Genomic DNA, 16,417 nt, shown 5'->3' on the forward strand with positions numbered 1-16,417 from the left:
CCCCACGAAAGGACACCGCCATGTCGGAGCTTCTCGTCGACTTCATCACCTCCCTCGACGGCCATGCATCGGGACAGGGATGGCCCGGCTTCTGGGGCCTCGAGGGCCCGGAGTACCTCACCTGGCTCGGCGAGCAGCCCGCGGCCACCTACCTGATGGGAGCGAACACCTACCGCCTGATGTCGGGCTTCGCCGCAGGCGGGGTCCCGAACGGCCAAGACGAGTTCAGACCCGAAGAAGAGGCGTCCGTCGACGAGCTCACGCAAGCGTCCAAGGTGGTGTTCTCCTCCTCGCTCAAGGAGCCACTGACGTGGGCCAACTCGACGCTCGTCCGCGACGACGCCGTCGAGGCGGTCCGCGCCATGAAGTCGAGTGGCTCGGGGCTCCTCAGCACGATCGGCAGCCTCGGCCTGTGCCGGTCCCTGCTACGTGCCGGACTCGTCGACCGCTTCCGGGTCGTGATGTTCCCGGTGATCACCGGGGTCACAGGCGAAGAACGCATCTACGACGGCTATCCGGACGTTGCCCTCGAGATGATCGAACACCGCACCTTCGACGGCCGCATCCAGCTGGTCGAGTACAAGCCCCGCGTGCTCGAGCACCCGCCGCTCGGCGTCCCTGCGTGACGTCGCCCCGTCCGCCGGTCTGGACGATACCGGGCCGGCGCCGACGGGGAGCAAGACCTCAGTAGGGGGCGAACGGCCAACGTCAGGACGCCCGGCCCACCTGGCCCTCTCGTCGCCGCCTGCCCGCCCACAGACTCTGACGCGATCGAAACTAGCCATGTACATAATAGCCATGTACTTTATTGCCCATGAGCAACGGCGCACCGGGGCCCACGCCCGGTTTTCTGGTATGGCGGCTCGCCAACAAGTGGCGGGTCGCAGTTGATCGCGCGGTGGCTCCGCTGGGTCTCACCCACGCGCAGTACTGCCTGGTCGCGTCGCTGTACGGCATGCAGCGGACCGGCGAGCGGCCCAGTCAACGCCGGCTCGCCGACCACACCGGCCTGGAGGCACTGTACGTCTCGAAGCTGGCGCGGGCCCTGGGGTCGGCCGGGCTGATCAAGCGCACCCGCGATCCCCGCGACCCCCGCGCCGTACAGCTCTCCCTCACCGAGCAGGGCCGAGACGTCACCCGGGAGGCCATCGCGGTGGTCCAGCAACTGCTTCAACAGCTGCTGGAGCCGCTCGGCGGCCTCGGCGGCCCGCGAACGGAAGCGTTCACCGACGAGCTGACGACCCTGCTCGACGTACCTCTCGCACCACCCGCGCCGGACGACGTCGCCCCTCGGAGCGACGGCACCACACAGAGGAGAGCACCATGACCACCACGGCACCCGCGGCCGACGCCCGCATGCTCGGCCTGGCCCACCACGCCGCCCGCGGCGTCCTGGAACATGTCCTGGCCCGGCACGGCCTCACGTTCGAGCAGCAGGTGACCCTGCGCACCCTCGTCACCGCCGGTACTCCGCTGACGGCGGACGACGTCGTCGCCCGGGTCCGGGACTCTCTCAAGGCCGATCCGGTCGGCATCCACGCCACTCTCGACGAACTGCTGGCCGAACAGTCGATCGTCGCGGACGGCGCACACCTTCTCCCCACGGATGCGGGGCGGGAGGTGCTCGCCGCCGTCGGAGCGGAAACCGCCCCCCTCTCCGCCCGCATCTGGGACGGGATATCCGCCGAGGATCTGGCGGCCGCCGGCCGCGTCCTCACTCTGGTCACCGAGCGGGCCGACGCGCAGCTCGCAAAGCTGACGGCCTGAGCGCACGACCGCCGAACGGAGCGCTGCGGTGGTCCGGAGTTGCTTCAGTCGGCGTGCACACGCGGACTGAAGCAACTCCGTCACAGGCGGCGGCGAGGCCCGTCGGCCGCGCCGGGACCGCGCAGCGCCCGGCCCGCTACCGCTGCCGGGTGGCCGGCAGCCGCTGCCTCACTTCAGGTGGCGGGTGAAGAACCGGGCCGCGGCCTCCCCGGCGAACTCCGGGACGCCGGTGTGGCCGCCCATGTTGGCGTGCAGGGACTTCTCCTCGGAGCCGAAGGCGTCGAACAGGTCCAGGGCCGCCTGGCGGTCGTTGCCCTCGTCGTCCCACTGCAACAGGACGTGCAGCGGAACGGTGACCCGCCGGGCCTCCTCGAACATGACGCGCGGAATGAGGCTCCCGGCGAAGAGGCCGGCTGCGGCGATGCGCGGCTCGACGGCGGCGAGGCGGATGCCGATGGAGATCACTCCCCCCGAATACCCGACCGGGCCGCCGATCCCGGGCAGCGCCAGCAGGGCGTCCAGGGCGGCCCGCCATTCCGGGACGGCCTCCTCGACGAGCGGGAGGACGAGGGCGTCGATGATCTCCTCGTCGACCGGACTACCGGCCTCCTTGGCCCGGCGCAGGCCGGCGCGGGCCTGTTCGAGGACGGGCAGGCGGGGCCGGTCGCCGCTGCCGGGGAGTTCGACGGTGGCCGTGGCGAATCCGTCCGCCGCGGCGTGCCGGGCCCGCGCCGCCAACCGCGGGTACATCCTGCGCAGTCCGAGCGTGGGGTGGCCCAGCAGGATCAGCGGGACCGGTGCGGGGGCGGCGGCGGTGGCCGGGGTCCACAGGATGCCGGGGATCCCGTCGAGGGTGAATTCGCGTTCGAGGACGCCGTCACCGAGGGGCTGTTCGGAAGTGAAACGCATGGTCGTGCCTTTCGGGAGTGCGCGTGATCGGCGCTCCCGGACGACCTATCGCCCGGCCGTGACCTCGAAGAGGAGCACCCATGTCGAAACGTTCACGGGTACCACCTCCTCGCTCCTCGCACGGCCTGCGGAAACGTAGCAGCCGCCGCGGCGGGACCGCCAAGGGTTTTCCGGGCCGGTGTCACGCGGGCGGCTGCGGGAGCTTGGCGGCCACAGCGTCCAGGACCCACTCCAGGCCGTCCGCGAAGGAGGTCCCGGCGTCCACCTCCGTACCGTCGTGCACGGCCTTGGCGAGCGCGGGGAAGCGGCCGGTGGCCAGCATCCTCGTCACGTGCGGCCCGTGGGCGCGCTGCCATTCCCGGTCGGACAGGCCCGTGGCGCGCTCGGCCCGCAGGTTCGCGACCTCGCGCCTGATCGCGCCGGTGGTGTAGGCGCCGACGGTCTCGACGGCCCGTATGACGGTGTCGAGGCCGGCGAGGCCGTCGAGCGCCGACAGTCTGGCCTCGGTCACGGCGAGTCCGTTCGGCCCCAGGGTGGGGCGGCCGCCGAGCAGGTCGGCCAGCCATTCGTGGCGGAGCGCCGCCCGCCTGGTGCGGTGGGCGAGCACGCGCAGCGCCTCACGCCAGTCGCCGGGCTGCTCGGCGGGGAGGATCTCGCCCTGGACCTCGTCCACCATGAGGTCGAACAGCTCCTCCTTGGTGGAGATGTAGCGGTACAGCCGCATCGGACCGGCGTCCAGCCGGGCGGCGACCTTGCGCAACGACACCGCTTCCAGCCCGCCCTCGTCGGCCAGCGCGACGGCGGCGGCGACGATCCGCTCGCGGTCGAGCGGCACGGGGCGAGTCGGCGGTTCCGGCCGGTCCCACACAGTCATGGGGACACCCTACTGTTGCGATACGCCGTATCCTGGCAATACAGTGTATCGGCATGAGACACCGCATCGCAGTGGTCGGAGGCGGCCCTGCCGGTCTGACCTTCGCCCGCGTCCTGCACGGCCGCGGCCACCCGGTCACCGTCCTCGAACGCGACCCCGGCCTCGACGCGCGTCCCCCGGGCGGCACGCTGGACCTGCACGAAGGTCTGGGCCAGCGCGCGCTGGAGAAGGCGGGACTCCTCGCGGAGTTCCAGCAGGTGTCCCGCCCCGAGGGGCAGGCCATGCGCATCCTGGCCCCCGACGGGACAGTGCTGCGCGACTGGCAGCCCCGCCCCGAGGAGCGGGCCAATCCCGAGATCGACCGCAGGCAGCTCCGCGACCTGCTGCTCGGCCCGCTCGACGTCCGGTGGGGGCAGGGCGTGAGGCAGGTGGTACCCGGGGCCCGGGACGGTGTACTCGTCCGCTTCGAGGACGGGCGGGAGGAGACCTTCGACCTCGTGATCGGCGCGGACGGCGCCTGGTCCCGGACCCGCACGGCGGTCTCCCCGGTGACACCGCGCTACACCGGCGTCACCTTCGTCGAGACCTCCCTGGACGACGTCGAGACCCGCCTCCCCGACCTCGCCCGGCTGGTAGGCGATGGTTCCGTGGCCGTCTACGGCGCGAACCGGGCTCTCGTCGCCCAGCGCAACAGCGGCGGACACGTCAAGGTGTACGCCCAGTTCCGCGCACCGCTGGACTGGCACACGGACCTGGACCTCGCCGACGGAGCGGCGGTACGGGCGCGTCTGCTGGCCCTGTTCGACGGCTGGGCCGCTCCCGTCCTCGACCTCCTCCACCACGGCACCGTTTTCACCCACCGCCCCCTGTATGTCCTGCCGGTGTCCCACACCTGGACGCACGTCCCCGGGGTGACGCTGCTGGGCGACGCCGCCCATCTGATGCCCCCGCTGGGGGCGGGCGCGAACCTCGCGATGCTGGAGGGCGCCGAACTCGCCGAGTCCCTCGCCACCGGTTCCGGGGATCCGGACGAGGCCGTCCGCGACCACGAGGAACGCATGTGGGCCCGGGCCGGCAGATGGGCGGAGCTGACCGCGGCCGGTCTGGAACGTCTCGTGAGTCCGGACCCCACCCAGGCCCTCGCCCTCTTCGACGAAGTCCAGCCGTCCTGACCGGCGTGGGCGGTCACACCGTCGCGCCGACGCCCGGCCCCGCTCCGCGGGGCCCGGAAAATGCCTGGCCCGGCCGGCCGCCCCGCCGTGATACTCGCCCGCATGCCTTCCTTCTCCGACTTCGACACCCGCGGCTACCGCACCGTGGATGTGGCCACCGGCTACGGCCGGTGGGTCAGCACGTACGAGGACACCGTCGAGGACGTGATGGACCTCGCGCTGCTGGCCGAACTGACCGTGCCCACCTGGAGCGGGGTGCGGCGCACGGCCGATCTGGGCTGCGGCACCGGGCGGACCGGCGCGTGGCTGCGGCAACAGGGCGTCACCGGCACGCTCGACGGGGTCGACCTCACCCCGCAGATGCTGGAGCGGGCCCGTGCCAGGGGCGCACACGACCGGCTGCTGGAGGGCGATGTACGCGGCACCGGACTGGAGTCGGGCGCCTACGACCTGGTGATCTCCTCGCTGATCGACGAGCACCTGCCCGATCTGCGGCCGTACTACCGGGAGGCCCGGCGGCTGGCCGCCCCGGGCGCGCACTGCGTGGTCGTCGCCTTCCACCCGCACTTCATCATGGCCACCGGCATGCCCACCCACTTCACCGACGCCTCCGGCGAGGACATCGCCATCGAGACCCACGTCCACCTGCTCAGCGACCACGTGGCGGCGGGGCTGGACGCCGGGTGGCGGCTCGTGGAGATGCGCGAGGGCGTCGTCGACGAGCAGTGGCTGGCCCGCAAACCGAAGTGGGCGAGGTTCCGCAACCACCCCGTGTCGGCCGCGCTGGTGTGGGAGCGGGAAGACGGCTGACCATCACGCGGACGGTAAGCCGAACGGCGGGCGCGGCGGGGTTTGCCTTGGAGCACGCTCCAGCGCCTAGCGTCCCTGGCGGATCGCACGGAGCACCCGGCCCGGTATCCGTTCACCGCGTTTCTCTTTCCCCTTCAGGAGGTACCGACATGACCCTTCCCACCCGCCACCTCGGCGATCTGGCCGTCTCCGCGCAGGGCCTCGGCTGCATGGGGATGAGCCACGCCTACGGCCAGTCCGACGAGGCCACCTCCGTGGCCACCCTCCACCGGGCACTCGACCTGGGCGTGAACCTGCTGGACACCGCCGACTTCTACGGTGAGGGCGCCAACGAGGAACTTGTCGGTCGCACCATCGCGGGCCGCCGCGACGAGGTGGTGCTGGCGACCAAGTTCGGCTTCGCCAACAAGCTGGGCGAGCCCACTGTCATCCGGGGCGACGCGGCCTACGTGCGCCAGGCGTGCGAGGCGTCGCTGCGCCGGCTGGGCACCGACCACATCGACTTGTACTACCAGCACCGCGTGGACCCCGAGGTGCCCATCGAGGAGACGGTCGGGGCGATGGCGGAGCTGGTGGCCGAGGGCAAGGTGCGCCACCTGGGGCTGTCCGAGGCGAGTGCGGAGACGGTCCGGCGCGCCCACGCGGTGCATCCGATCAGCGCCCTGCAGAGCGAGTGGTCGCTGTGGACCCGCGACCTGGAGGACGGCACGGCCCAGGTCTGCCGCGAACTGGGCATCGGGGTGGTGCCCTTCTCGCCGCTCGGCCGCGGCTTCCTGACCGGCCGCTACACCTCGGTCGACGCCATGGAGGAGTCGGACGCCAGGCGCGGCATGCCGCGCTTCGCCGGGGAGAACTTCGACCGCAACCTGGCGATCGTCGAGCGGCTGAACGGGCTGGCCGAGCGGCGCGGCGTCACGGCGGGGCAGCTCGCCCTGGCGTGGGTGCAGCACCGCGGCGAGACGGTGGTGCCGATTCCCGGCACCCGGCGGCAGAAGTACCTGGAGGAGAACGTGGCGGCGCTCTCGATCTCGCTGACCGAACAGGAGTTGGCCGACATCGAGGCGGCGGCTCCGCGGGACCGGATCGCCGGCGCCCGCTACGACGACGGCGGCCTGGCCTTCGTCAACGGCTGAGCGGCCGCCGGCCGGTGGTCGCTCACGGTCCGGCGGACGGGGCCGGCGCCGGAGGGGCCGCGGCTGCGGACGGGCCCCGGGGCGGCGCGGTTCACGGCAGGTCGAGGTGCCAGGCGCCGGCGCCGCCCGCGAGGGCGAGGGTGGCGAGCGGATGCGCCTCGACCTGCCAGTAGGCGTGCGGCGGGGCCTTGAGCACGTAGCAGAGTGCCGCGCGCAGGACGGACGGTTCGGTGACGGCCACCGCCTGGTCGCCGTCGCCCACCGGACGGGTGTCGAGCCAGCCGCCGATCCGGCGGATGAAGGACAGCAGGGACTCCCCGCCGTGCGGAGCGGAGCACGGGTCGGCGTACCAGCGGTGCACGGCCTCCGGCTCCCGTGCCGCCACCTCGGCGAGGGTGGCGCCGCGCCAGCGGCCCATGTCGCAGTCGAGCAGCGCCGGCTGGGCGAGCGGCGCGAGGCCGAGCACGGCGCCGGTCTCCCGGCAGCGCGCCGAGGGCGAGCAGTAGCGCAGTTCGGCAGCGGCGAGGTGGGAGAGCGCGGGGGCCCTGCGCACGACCTCCTCCCAGCCGGCGGCGTCCAGGGAACGCTCGTCGTCGAAGCGCACGTTCACCGCGGAAGAACTGCGGCCCGCGGCGAGTAACGTCATTCGCACGTGCATGCGCCGAGAGTAAGGCCGGACGGCCCGGTGTTCGAGAGGCGGACGTCCGGCAGTTGTCCGCACAGCTCGTGTACGGGCTGCGCCGTTCGCGAAGTGGACGGCGCCGTGGCCGGAGGGGCGACGACCTCCGCAGTGGGCCGACGGAGGTCGGGCGGGACGTGCGGACGCAGGCTCTCGGCGGGTGAGCAGGCCCTCGGCGTGCTCAGCGATGCGGCGCCGCCCAGGCCCCCTCCTGCGCGGTGAGGATGCGCACTCGGTACGGGAGGGCCTTCCGGGTGGTGCGAGCGAAGTCCATCGCCTGGACGAAATCGGGCCCGACCTTGTCCCGTGGTACCGCTCCTCCTGGCGAACCGGATCGCGTCCGGCTCCCTGGAGCGCCGCTCTGGAGACAGAGGCGGCGGCCGGGCGTACTCGTATCGTCTTTCCGATATCGCAGTTCGTCACGTCAGCGGCTGTGCCGCCGAGGGAGTGGACATGGGCAAGCCACCGACCGCCGCCGGGATGCCGGACGAACTGAGTCGTCGGCTCGGAGTGCTGGATGCCGTGGTGATCGGTCTCGGGTCGATGATCGGTGCGGGAATCTTCGCCGCGCTCGCCCCCGCCGCGCGGTCGGCCGGCTCCGGGCTGCTGATCGGCCTGGCGCTCGCCGGGGTGGTCGCCTACTGCAACGCCACGTCTTCGGCGCGACTCGCGGCCCGCTATCCGGCATCGGGCGGAACGTACGTCTACGGCCGGATGCGCCTCGGCGACTTCTGGGGCTACCTGGCGGGCTGGGGGTTCGTGGTGGGCAAGACCGCCTCCTGCGCGGCGATGGCGCTCACCGCCGGCTCGTATCTGTGGCCGGGTCAGGCCCACGCGGTGGCGGTCGCGGCGGTGGTGGCGTTGACCGCGGTGAACTACACCGGTGTGCAGAAGTCCGCCCTGCTGACCCGGGTCGCCGTGGCCGTGGTCCTGGCGGTGCTCGCCGCCGTGGTGGTCGCCGCTCTCACCTCCTCGGCCTCGGACGCGGCCCGGCTCGACGTCGGGGACGACGCGACCTTCGGCGGCGTGCTCCAGGCGGCGGGCCTGCTGTTCTTCGCCTTCGCGGGCTACGCGCGGATCGCGACCCTGGGCGAGGAGGTCCGCGACCCCGCCCGCACCATCCCCCGGGCCATCCCGATCGCGCTGGGCATCGCCCTGGTCGTCTACGCCCTCGTTGCTGTCTGCGTCCTGACGGTGCTGGGTCCCGAGGGGCTGGCGGAGGCTGCCGCTCCGCTGTCGGACGCGGCCGGGGCGGCAGGCGACGACTGGCTCGTACCGGTCGTGCGCGTCGGTGCGGCCGTGGCCGCGCTCGGCTCACTGCTCGCCCTGATCCTGGGCGTCTCACGCACCACGTTGGCCATGGCCCGCGACCGGCACCTGCCGCATCCCTTGGCGGTGATCCACTCGAAGTTCAAGGTGCCGCACCGAGCCGAACTTGTCGTCGGCGCGGTGGTGGCGGTGGCCGCGGCGACAGCCGATGTGCGCGGGGCGATCGGGTTCTCCTCCTTCGGGGTCCTGGTCTACTACGCCGTCGCCAACGCCTCCGCCTGGGCCCTCACCCCCGCCGGGGGCTGCCAGGCGAGAGTCGTCCCGGTCGTCGGGCTGGCCGGCTGCCTTGTCCTGGCCTTCGCCCTGCCGCTCTCCTCGGTCGTCTCCGGGGCCACGGTGATCGCGCTGGGCGCCGCCGTCTACGCGGTACGCCGCGCCCTTACCGCGCGGGGCTGATCGCTTCGGGCTGTTCTCCCGCCCGGGGGGTACGGCCAGACCCCGGAATCGTCGGACGATGTCCGCGCCCGATACCCAGGCCGGGGTGAGCGGCGAGTTCCGTGATCCGGTTCCAGCAGTGACCGATCCGGCTGACCAGCACGAGCGGTCGGCTGCGGCGTCCTCGCCGGTTCGTGGTCACCGACCAACTCCGCGCCCACGACCTGCTGTGCATATTCGGCCCCGACGGGCTCCCTGCCCCGCAGGGTGCGGCGTTCACCGGGTACGGGCGGATCACCAGGAACGAACACCCGCTGTGCCACCCGGACGCCCCAAGCCGGACGCCCCAAGCCGGACGCGGACGACGACGGCGGGCAGGAGTGAGTGTCAGGAGCCGATCGGATCAATCCGTGACGGGCAGGCACTCGGCGAGCAGGTCGACGATGTCACGCCAGGCTCGCTGTGCGTGCTGTGGGTGGTAGCCGACACCGGGGACCGTGGGGTGGTCGACCGGTGGGTGATGGAAGGCGTGCAGGGCTCCTCCGTAGACCACCAGGCGCCAGTCGACGCCCGCGGCCTGCATCTCCTCGGTGAACGCCTCCCGTTGCGCGGGCGACATGATCGGGTCCTCCGAACCGACCCCGGCCCATACCGGGCAGCGAATGCGTGCCGCCTCGCCCGGCCGGCCCGTGGTCAGACCGTTGACTGTCCCGATCGCGCGCAGATCGACGCCATCGCGACCGAGTTCCAGTGCGACCGCGCCCCCGGTGCCGTAGCCGACGGCGGCGATCCGGTCCGGGTCGACCCGTGATTCGGCACGCAACACATCGAGCGCGGCGTGACCGATTCCGCGCATACGGTCGGGAGCGGAGAGCAGCGGCATGCAGCGGGCCAACATGTCCTCCGGATCTCCCAGATAGCGTCCGCCGTGGAGGTCGAAGGCCAGTGCCACGTACCCCGACTCGGCCAGATCCTCGGCCCGTCGGCGCTCGACATCGCTGAGCCCCATCCCCTCGGGTCCGATCAGGACTGCGGGCCGGCGCTCGGCACCGGCCGGGAGCGCGAGGTATCCGATCATCGTCAGGTCATCGGCCGGGTATTCGACCGTACGGGTTGTCAGCGTCGTCATACGACTGGAGCGTAATGACCATTGCGCCCGCTCGGGATGCTGTTCACCGATGGCAGAGAGCAGCCTGTCCCGACCACCTCCCCAAAACCAGTGCATCCGGGGGGTCGCGGCGGCTCGCATCCTTTGGATCCGTACTGACAGGGTGTGACGACAGACAGCGGCCGACCCTCCATACCGAAGGGCCCCGGTGGCGAACCTGGACCACAAGCGGGTCCCGACCGGTCAGCCCGGGGTGGGTGCCGAGCAAGCCCGCCCCTGGGTGCCTCCCTGGGAACCGTGCTGACACCGTGGGAGTCATGCGAGCGGGAGGAACGACACCAGAACCGGAACCCTCTGTGCGGAGTGGACTCGCCTCTCTGGGTGAGGTGGCGTGCCGCTATCAGGCGGACGAGATACGCCCGGGGGATCTGCCGATGATCGCTGCCGAGGCGCTCGCAGCCGGGCTGGACACTCCGACACTGTGCGAGCTCGCCGGTTGGCCTCGCACCGCGGATGCCCGCGATATTCGGGACGCGTTCGAGCAAGCGCTTGCCGAGGCCGGGGTCGGGATGCCGGATCGGGGCCTGGCGCGGCGCCACGCTCTGCGCCGGATGGCGGCGAGGCTCATCGATGGAGAGATAGCTCCCGCCGACCTGGCGACGGACGACTGGTGGGAGACGGAGGTCGAGACCCCGGCGGAGCAGTCGTTCGTGGCGCTGATCCCGCCATGCGAATGCTGCATCGCGTACACGTTGGGGCTCGATCAGCAGACGTGGGCAGCCCGGCTGCGGATCGCTGCCCTCGACCTGGTGTCGTCTCCGCCGGTCGGCCCTGGATGCTGACCCTGCCTCGTCTGCTCGTCCTCAGCGAGGCGTGGACCGGTCAAGCCGACCTCACTGATCTGGCTGTTCAGCGGCGCCCCGTGGCCGTATCCGGGGCACCCGCCCGGCGTCCACCCACCGCGCGGCCTCGGCTCAGCTCCGCGTGAGCACTTCGGCGCAGGCCGCGCCCAGCCGGCGTACCCCCTCGACGATGTCGCCCTCGGCCGCCGCGGGGGCGAAGGTGAGCCGGATGTGCGGGGCCGGGGACTCGGCGGCGAAATAGGGGCTGCCGGGCGCGACGGCGACACCGGCGCGGAGGGCGGCTGCGGTCAGCACGGCCTCGTCGGTGCCGTCGGGCAGCCGCAGCCACAGGTGGTAGCCGCCGCGCGGGGCGTGCGCCAGGCCCAGCGCGGGCACCTGGTCGGCGAGCGCGGCGAGGGTGAGGTCGCGGCGGGTGCGCAACTCGGCGGCGACGGTGCGCAGATGGCGGGGCCAGGCGGGGGCGCCGACGAGTTCGAGGGCGGCCTCCTGGAGCGGCCGCGGCACGAAGAAGGTGTCGACGACCTGGATGGCGCGCAGCCGCTCCAGCACCGGCCCGCGGGCGGCCAGCGCACCCACCCGCAGACTCGGCGAGGTGGCCTTGGTCAGCGAGCAGATGTGCACGACGACGCCGTCCGGGTCCTCGGCGCGCAGCGCGGGCGGCAGCGGCCCGGCGTCCTCGTGGGCGAGGTGCCGGGCGAAGTCGTCCTCGACGAGGAAGGCGCCCGCCTCGCGTACCACGCGCAGCACTTCGCGGCGGCGGCCGGGCGCGAGGACGGCGCCGGTCGGGTTCTGGAACAGCGGCTGGCAGACGAACACCCGCGCGCCGCTGGCCCGGAACGCGTCCGCCAGCAGGTCGGGGCGCACCCCCTGGGAGTCCATCGGGACCGGCACGGGGCGCAGCCCCGAGGCGCGGGCCGCGGCGAGCATGCCCGGGTAGGTGGGGGATTCCACGAGCACGGCGGCGCCCGGGGGCGCGAGGGCGCGCAGCGCGGTGGTGAGTGCGGACTGGCCGCCCGCGGTGATCAGTACGTCCGCGGCCGCGACCGTGCCGCGGGGGCCACCGATCTCCCGCGCGAACCAGCCGCGCAGCTCTTCGAGTCCCTCCAGGGGTGGCCGAAGCCAGGCCCCCGGGCGGCGTCCGGCGCGGGCGAGCGCGGCGGCGAGCGCCTGCGTGGGCTGCAGGCCGGGCGGCAGATAGCCGCCGTTGAGTTCGAGCACGCCGGGCGGGGGCACGTCCAGCGTCGTGGTGACGCCGGCCGCGTCGACGCTGCGGGGCACCTGGTCGCCGGAGGCGTCCGCGCTCAGCGCCACCTCCTGCCACGAGGTGTCACCTTGTTGGAGCAGCGCGCGCTCCGGGCGCCGCGAAGGGGCGCGGAAGGCGCCGACGCCGGGCCGGGTGACCACCAGCCCCTCGGCCACGAGCACCCCGAGAGCCCGAGAGACGGTGACCGGCCCGGCCCGGAACCGCTCGACCAGCGACCGACTGGACGGGAGCTTTTCACCCGGAGAGTAGCGGTCCAGTTCCCCACGAAGGGAAGCGGCCATTTCAGCAACACTGCTACGCTCGACCATGAGAGATAACGATAGCGCTATCCAAGCTGCGCGGATAGCGGATCCGGCTCCGGACCGAACGGCGCCGACGGCGCCGACGGCGCCGACAGCGGCCCCGCATCCCGCTCCCGCGACCACCCCCGCGCCGAAGCGACCAGGCCCGGCACCCGGGCCCGGCACCCCGGCGACCGGCATCGGCGCGGTCTTCGCCGTCCTCGGGGTCGTGTTCTTCTCCCTCACCTTTCCCGCGACGAGCTGGGCGCTGGACGGGTTCGGCCCGTGGACGGCCGCCGCGCTGCGCGCCCTGATCGCGGGGGTGGTCGCCGCGGGGGTGCTCACGGTGCGACGGGTACCGGTCCCGCACCGGCGGCACTGGGGCGGGCTCGCGGTCGCCGCCTCTGGCGTCGTCATCGGATTCCCGTTGCTGACCACGCTCGCCCTGGAGACCTCGACCACCTCGCACGCCGCCGTGATCGTGGGCCTGTTGCCCCTCACGACCGCGCTGTACTCGACCGTACGGACCGGATCCCGCCCCGCTCCGCTGTTCTGGGTGGCCGCGCTGACCGGCGCCGCGGTGGTGGTGGCCTTCGCGGTGCAGCAGAGCGGCGGCGCGCTCGCCGTCGGCGACCTGTTCCTGTGCGGGGCGCTGCTGGTCTGCGCCGCGGGCTACGCCGAGGGCGGCAAGCTGGCCCGGGAGCTGCCCGCGCTGGAGGTGATCGGGTGGGCGCTGGTGGCCTGCCTGCCGGTGGCCGCGGTCGGCTCCGCCTTCGCCCTGGCCCACGAGCCGGTGGCGCTGACCTCGCATTCCGTGCCGGGCCTGGTGTGGGGCGCGGTCGCCTCCCAGTTCGTCGGCATGCTCCTGTGGTACCGCGCGATGGGCCTCGCCGGGGTGGCCAGAACCAGCCAGGTGCAACTCGCCCAGCCGCTGCTTACGCTGGTATGGGCGGTGCTGCTACTCGGTGAGCGCCTGTCCCCCGCCGCACCAGCGGCGGCGCTCGCCGTGCTGGTGTGCATCGTGGTCGTACAGCGCAGCCGCGCCTGACCACCGGTAGCAGGAGGTTGAGTTCATGCGAGCCAAAACGGGCGACGAACTGCTGATGCACGGGCGGACCGTGGGGCAGCACGACCGTACAGCGGAGATCCTGGAGGTGCTGGGCACCAGGGGTGAACCTCCGTACCGGGTGCGTTTCGACGACGGCCACGAGGCCGTGGTCTCCCCCGGCCCGGACTCGGTCGTGAGGGGCCACCGGGAGCCGCACGGTCAGCAGCGCTGACCGCCGCCGGAAGGACCCCCGCGGGACGGCCACCGCTCCGGCCCCCACACCGGAGACGGCTGCCCGTGTCCGGCCGGGCCGGGGCCCTCGCCCCGGCGCCCACCCTCGGCAGGAGCACCCCACTCCGCACATAGGTGACCTTTCGCACCCGCCCCACCCCACCTGTGCCGGCACAGGTAACGTCGGGCGGCGGAGCAACGTGTCCCGGCGGCCCTCACGACACTCGGGACGGGTTCGCTGCGGACCGTGAAGTTCAGCGAAAGGCACGAGGTGACGGAGTCTGTAGCCGGCGTAGCACGCGTCGGAGTGGTGGGCTGTGGGCAGATGGGTGCGGGTATCGCGGAGGTGTGTGCGCGGTCCGGCCTCGAGGTGATGGTCGCGGAGACCACCGGTGAGGCCCTGGAGCTCGGCCGCACCCGGCTGGTCAACTCGCTCGGCAAGGCCGCCGACCGCGGCAAGATCAGTCGTCAGGAGTGCGACGAGACGCTGGAGCGGCTCTCCTTCACCACCGACCTGGGCGACTTCGCCGACCGCGATCTGGTCATCGAGGCCGTGATCGAGAACGAGCAGGTCAAGACGGAGATCTTCCAGGTGCTGGACCAGGTGGTGACCCGCAGCGACGCCATCCTGGCCTCCAACACCTCCTCGATCCCGCTGGTGAAGCTCGCCGTGGCCACCTCGCGGCCCGACCAGGTCATCGGCATCCACTTCTTCAACCCGGCGCCGGTACAGCAGCTCGTCGAGCTGATTCCCGCCCTGACCACCGGCGAGGAGACCGTCAAGCGGGCCGAGTCCGTGGTCGGCCAGGTGCTGGGCAAGCACACCATCCGGGCGCAGGACCGCTCCGGCTTCGTCGTCAACGCGCTCCTGATCCCCTATCTCCTCTCGGCCATCCGGATGTTCGAGTCGGGGATCGCCAGCCGCGAGGACATCGACAACGGCATGGAGCTGGGCTGCGCCCACCCGATGGGTCCGCTCAAGCTCACCGACCTGATCGGCCTCGACACCGTCGCCTCGGTCGCCGACTCCATGTACGCCGAGTTCAAGGAGCCGCTGTACGCCGCTCCCCCGCTCCTCCAGCGCATGGTCGACGCGGGCCGCCTGGGCCGGAAGGCCGGCGCGGGCTTCTACACCTACTCCTGACAGGGGTTCCGCCGCCACGTGGTGCGGGGTGCCGTCCGGTCCCGGACGGCACCCCGCGCTGCTGTCCGCGGAGTTCCTCGCCGGGAGAACCCGAGCCGAGGCATGCCGGACCTCAACAGCCCCTGCGGCCAAGGGAGACGGCGGCGAAGGATCGCCCCCCGGGCCCCGCGCGGCGTACCGTTCTGAGTGTCCAGGTCAGAACGAGGAGTCCCGTATGCCCGAGCAGACTGACAGCAGCGAGACATTCGGCCAGAGGGTCCGCCGAGCGCGCATCCGCAACGGACAGACCAGAGCAGTTGTCGGCGGACTCGTCGGCCGCAGCACCGAATGGGTCAAGGCCATCGAGACCGGCCGCCTCAAATGCCCCCGGCTTCCCCTACTCCTGCACTTGGCCGACGTACTCGGCGTCACCGATCTCGCCGAACTGACCGGCGACGACCGCGTGACAGCCGCAGCCCATGCCAAGTCGGCACACGAAGCTCTTCCGGGCGTCCGCGCGGCCCTCACCTCCTATCGGCTCTCAGGCCATGACGAGGAACCCGAGAGCGCCGACGAACTGGCACGCAGGGTCTCCCTCGCCTGGCACTTGTGGCACGCCCCAGGCGAGCACCGCACACGCGTCGCCGTGGTCCTGCCCGACCTGCTCGCTGACGCCCAGCACTCCGCACGAGCTCTCGACGGAGTCGACCGGCGCCGCGCCCTGGTCGCGCTGGCGGAGACGTACCACCTCGCCCAGCTCTTCCTCTCGTTTCAGCCCGCACCCGAGCTGGTGATGCTCACCGGAGACAGGTCGATGGCGGCAGCCCAGGACGCGGACAGCCCCAGGGCGATGGCTGCCGCGGCCTGGTATATGAACCACGTCTTCCGGGACGCGGGAGAGCGGCACGAAGCCCGCGTCGATCTCGCGATGAAGGCCGCCGACCTCTTGCGCCCCGAGGCGTCACGGGACGAGTTGGCCCGGTGGGGACTCCTGCATCTGGCTGCGGCCCTGTCGTATGCGAAGGTCGGCCGCCGCGGTGATGCCGACCGGTTCTGGGACCGTGCCGACGAGGCGGCCCGGCGGCTGGGACCTGACTACTCGCACCCGTACCTGATCTTCGGCCGGGGCATGGTGGACGCCTACGCGATCACGATGCAGAACGACTTGGTCCGGCCCGGCGCCGCGGTGGAGGCCGCTCACGCCATTGAGATCGAAGGGACGCCGTCGGCTACACGACGCGCATTCCATCAGATCGAGTCGGCTCGGGCCTACGCGCTGCAAGGTGAGACCGTGGCGGTGGTGCACCTGCTGAAGCGCGCGTTCGAGACCTCGCCGGAAACCGTGCGGTACAACCTGTTCGCCCACTCGACCTTGCGGGAGACACCCGATCGCGGATTGGTGCGCGACGATGTGAGGTATCTCCGCGCCAAACTGAGGGTGTCCGCGTAGG

17 protein-coding genes are annotated in these 16,417 nt (G+C 72.3%); 12 read left to right on the plus strand and 5 right to left on the minus strand.

Annotated elements, in window-relative coordinates:
* Window positions 1-20: 20 nt before the first annotated feature.
* From P2424_RS03640 to P2424_RS03650, 3 genes are all read left to right on the plus strand, one after another.
* Window positions 21-626, plus strand: a complete 606-nt coding sequence (locus tag P2424_RS03640) for a dihydrofolate reductase family protein (RefSeq protein WP_276474347.1) — start codon at window positions 21-23, stop codon at window positions 624-626.
* Between the two features lie 188 nt (window positions 627-814).
* Window positions 815-1,327: a winged helix DNA-binding protein gene (locus P2424_RS03645; RefSeq protein ID WP_276474348.1), complete on the plus strand. Its 513-nt coding sequence runs from the start codon at window positions 815-817 to the stop codon at window positions 1,325-1,327.
* Window positions 1,324-1,767 carry a MarR family transcriptional regulator gene (locus tag P2424_RS03650; protein WP_276474349.1) on the plus strand — a complete coding sequence of 148 codons (444 nt, stop codon included), beginning with the start codon at window positions 1,324-1,326 and terminating at the stop codon, window positions 1,765-1,767. The genes P2424_RS03645 and P2424_RS03650 overlap by 4 nt, the downstream gene beginning before the upstream one ends.
* Before the next feature lie 168 nt (window positions 1,768-1,935).
* On the opposite strand, the gene P2424_RS03655 is transcribed toward P2424_RS03650, so the two are convergent.
* Window positions 1,936-2,676 carry an alpha/beta hydrolase gene (locus P2424_RS03655; protein WP_276474350.1) on the minus strand — a complete coding sequence of 247 codons (741 nt, stop codon included), beginning with the start codon at window positions 2,674-2,676 and terminating at the stop codon, window positions 1,936-1,938.
* 181 nt (window positions 2,677-2,857) lie between these two features.
* A complete protein-coding gene (locus P2424_RS03660; RefSeq protein ID WP_276474351.1) occupies window positions 2,858-3,550 on the minus strand; it encodes a TetR/AcrR family transcriptional regulator in 693 nt (230 codons plus the stop codon).
* 53 nt (window positions 3,551-3,603) lie between these two features.
* On the opposite strand from P2424_RS03660, the gene P2424_RS03665 reads away from it, so the two are divergent.
* The 3 genes from P2424_RS03665 to P2424_RS03675 all read left to right on the plus strand — a co-directional run bounded on the left by P2424_RS03665 (window position 3,604) and on the right by P2424_RS03675 (window position 6,665).
* Window positions 3,604-4,722 (plus strand): NAD(P)/FAD-dependent oxidoreductase, encoded by a 1,119-nt coding sequence (locus P2424_RS03665; RefSeq protein WP_276474352.1) that lies wholly within the window; start codon window positions 3,604-3,606, stop codon window positions 4,720-4,722.
* Window positions 4,723-4,824: 102 nt separating this feature from the next.
* Window positions 4,825-5,532 carry a class I SAM-dependent methyltransferase gene (locus P2424_RS03670; RefSeq protein ID WP_276474353.1) on the plus strand — a complete coding sequence of 236 codons (708 nt, stop codon included), beginning with the start codon at window positions 4,825-4,827 and terminating at the stop codon, window positions 5,530-5,532.
* A 149-nt stretch (window positions 5,533-5,681) separates the two neighbouring features.
* Window positions 5,682-6,665 (plus strand): aldo/keto reductase, encoded by a 984-nt coding sequence (locus tag P2424_RS03675; RefSeq protein WP_276474354.1) that lies wholly within the window; start codon window positions 5,682-5,684, stop codon window positions 6,663-6,665.
* A gap of 91 nt (window positions 6,666-6,756) precedes the next feature.
* Here P2424_RS03675 and P2424_RS03680 read toward each other — a convergent pair whose 3' ends face one another.
* Entirely contained in the window at window positions 6,757-7,323 is a 567-nt protein-coding gene (locus P2424_RS03680) for a histidine phosphatase family protein (RefSeq protein WP_276474355.1), read from the minus strand.
* Between the two features lie 474 nt (window positions 7,324-7,797).
* On the opposite strand from P2424_RS03680, the gene P2424_RS03685 reads away from it, so the two are divergent.
* Complete coding sequence (locus P2424_RS03685) at window positions 7,798-9,069, plus strand: APC family permease (protein ID WP_276474356.1); 1,272 nt, start codon at window positions 7,798-7,800, stop codon at window positions 9,067-9,069.
* Between the two features lie 382 nt (window positions 9,070-9,451).
* Here P2424_RS03685 and P2424_RS03690 read toward each other — a convergent pair whose 3' ends face one another.
* Entirely contained in the window at window positions 9,452-10,177 is a 726-nt protein-coding gene (locus P2424_RS03690; protein ID WP_276474357.1) for a dienelactone hydrolase family protein, read from the minus strand.
* 413 nt (window positions 10,178-10,590) lie between these two features.
* Between P2424_RS03690 and P2424_RS03695 the strand changes: the two genes are divergently transcribed.
* Window positions 10,591-10,998 carry a hypothetical protein gene (locus tag P2424_RS03695; protein WP_276474358.1) on the plus strand — a complete coding sequence of 136 codons (408 nt, stop codon included), beginning with the start codon at window positions 10,591-10,593 and terminating at the stop codon, window positions 10,996-10,998.
* 132 nt (window positions 10,999-11,130) lie between these two features.
* Here the strand turns inward: P2424_RS03695 and P2424_RS03700 are convergent, their stop codons facing one another.
* Window positions 11,131-12,591, minus strand: a complete 1,461-nt coding sequence (locus P2424_RS03700) for a PLP-dependent aminotransferase family protein (protein WP_276474359.1) — start codon at window positions 12,589-12,591, stop codon at window positions 11,131-11,133.
* Here P2424_RS03700 and P2424_RS03705 point away from each other — a divergent pair.
* From P2424_RS03705 to P2424_RS03720, 4 genes are all read left to right on the plus strand, one after another.
* On the plus strand, window positions 12,590-13,612 hold the full coding sequence (locus P2424_RS03705) for a DMT family transporter (RefSeq protein WP_276474360.1): 1,023 nt from the start codon (window positions 12,590-12,592) through the stop codon (window positions 13,610-13,612). The genes P2424_RS03700 and P2424_RS03705 overlap by 2 nt on opposite strands.
* A 25-nt stretch (window positions 13,613-13,637) precedes the next feature.
* Window positions 13,638-13,844 (plus strand): DUF1918 domain-containing protein, encoded by a 207-nt coding sequence (locus tag P2424_RS03710; RefSeq protein WP_276474361.1) that lies wholly within the window; start codon window positions 13,638-13,640, stop codon window positions 13,842-13,844.
* 270 nt (window positions 13,845-14,114) lie between these two features.
* Window positions 14,115-14,987, plus strand: a complete 873-nt coding sequence (locus P2424_RS03715) for a 3-hydroxybutyryl-CoA dehydrogenase (RefSeq protein ID WP_276478810.1) — start codon at window positions 14,115-14,117, stop codon at window positions 14,985-14,987.
* Window positions 14,988-15,201: 214 nt separating this feature from the next.
* Window positions 15,202-16,416, plus strand: a complete 1,215-nt coding sequence (locus P2424_RS03720; RefSeq protein ID WP_276474362.1) for a helix-turn-helix transcriptional regulator — start codon at window positions 15,202-15,204, stop codon at window positions 16,414-16,416.
* Window position 16,417: the final 1 nt, after the last annotated feature.

This window comes from Streptomyces sp. WMMB303 (genome assembly GCF_029351045.1).
Lineage (GTDB): Bacteria > Actinomycetota > Actinomycetes > Streptomycetales > Streptomycetaceae > Streptomyces.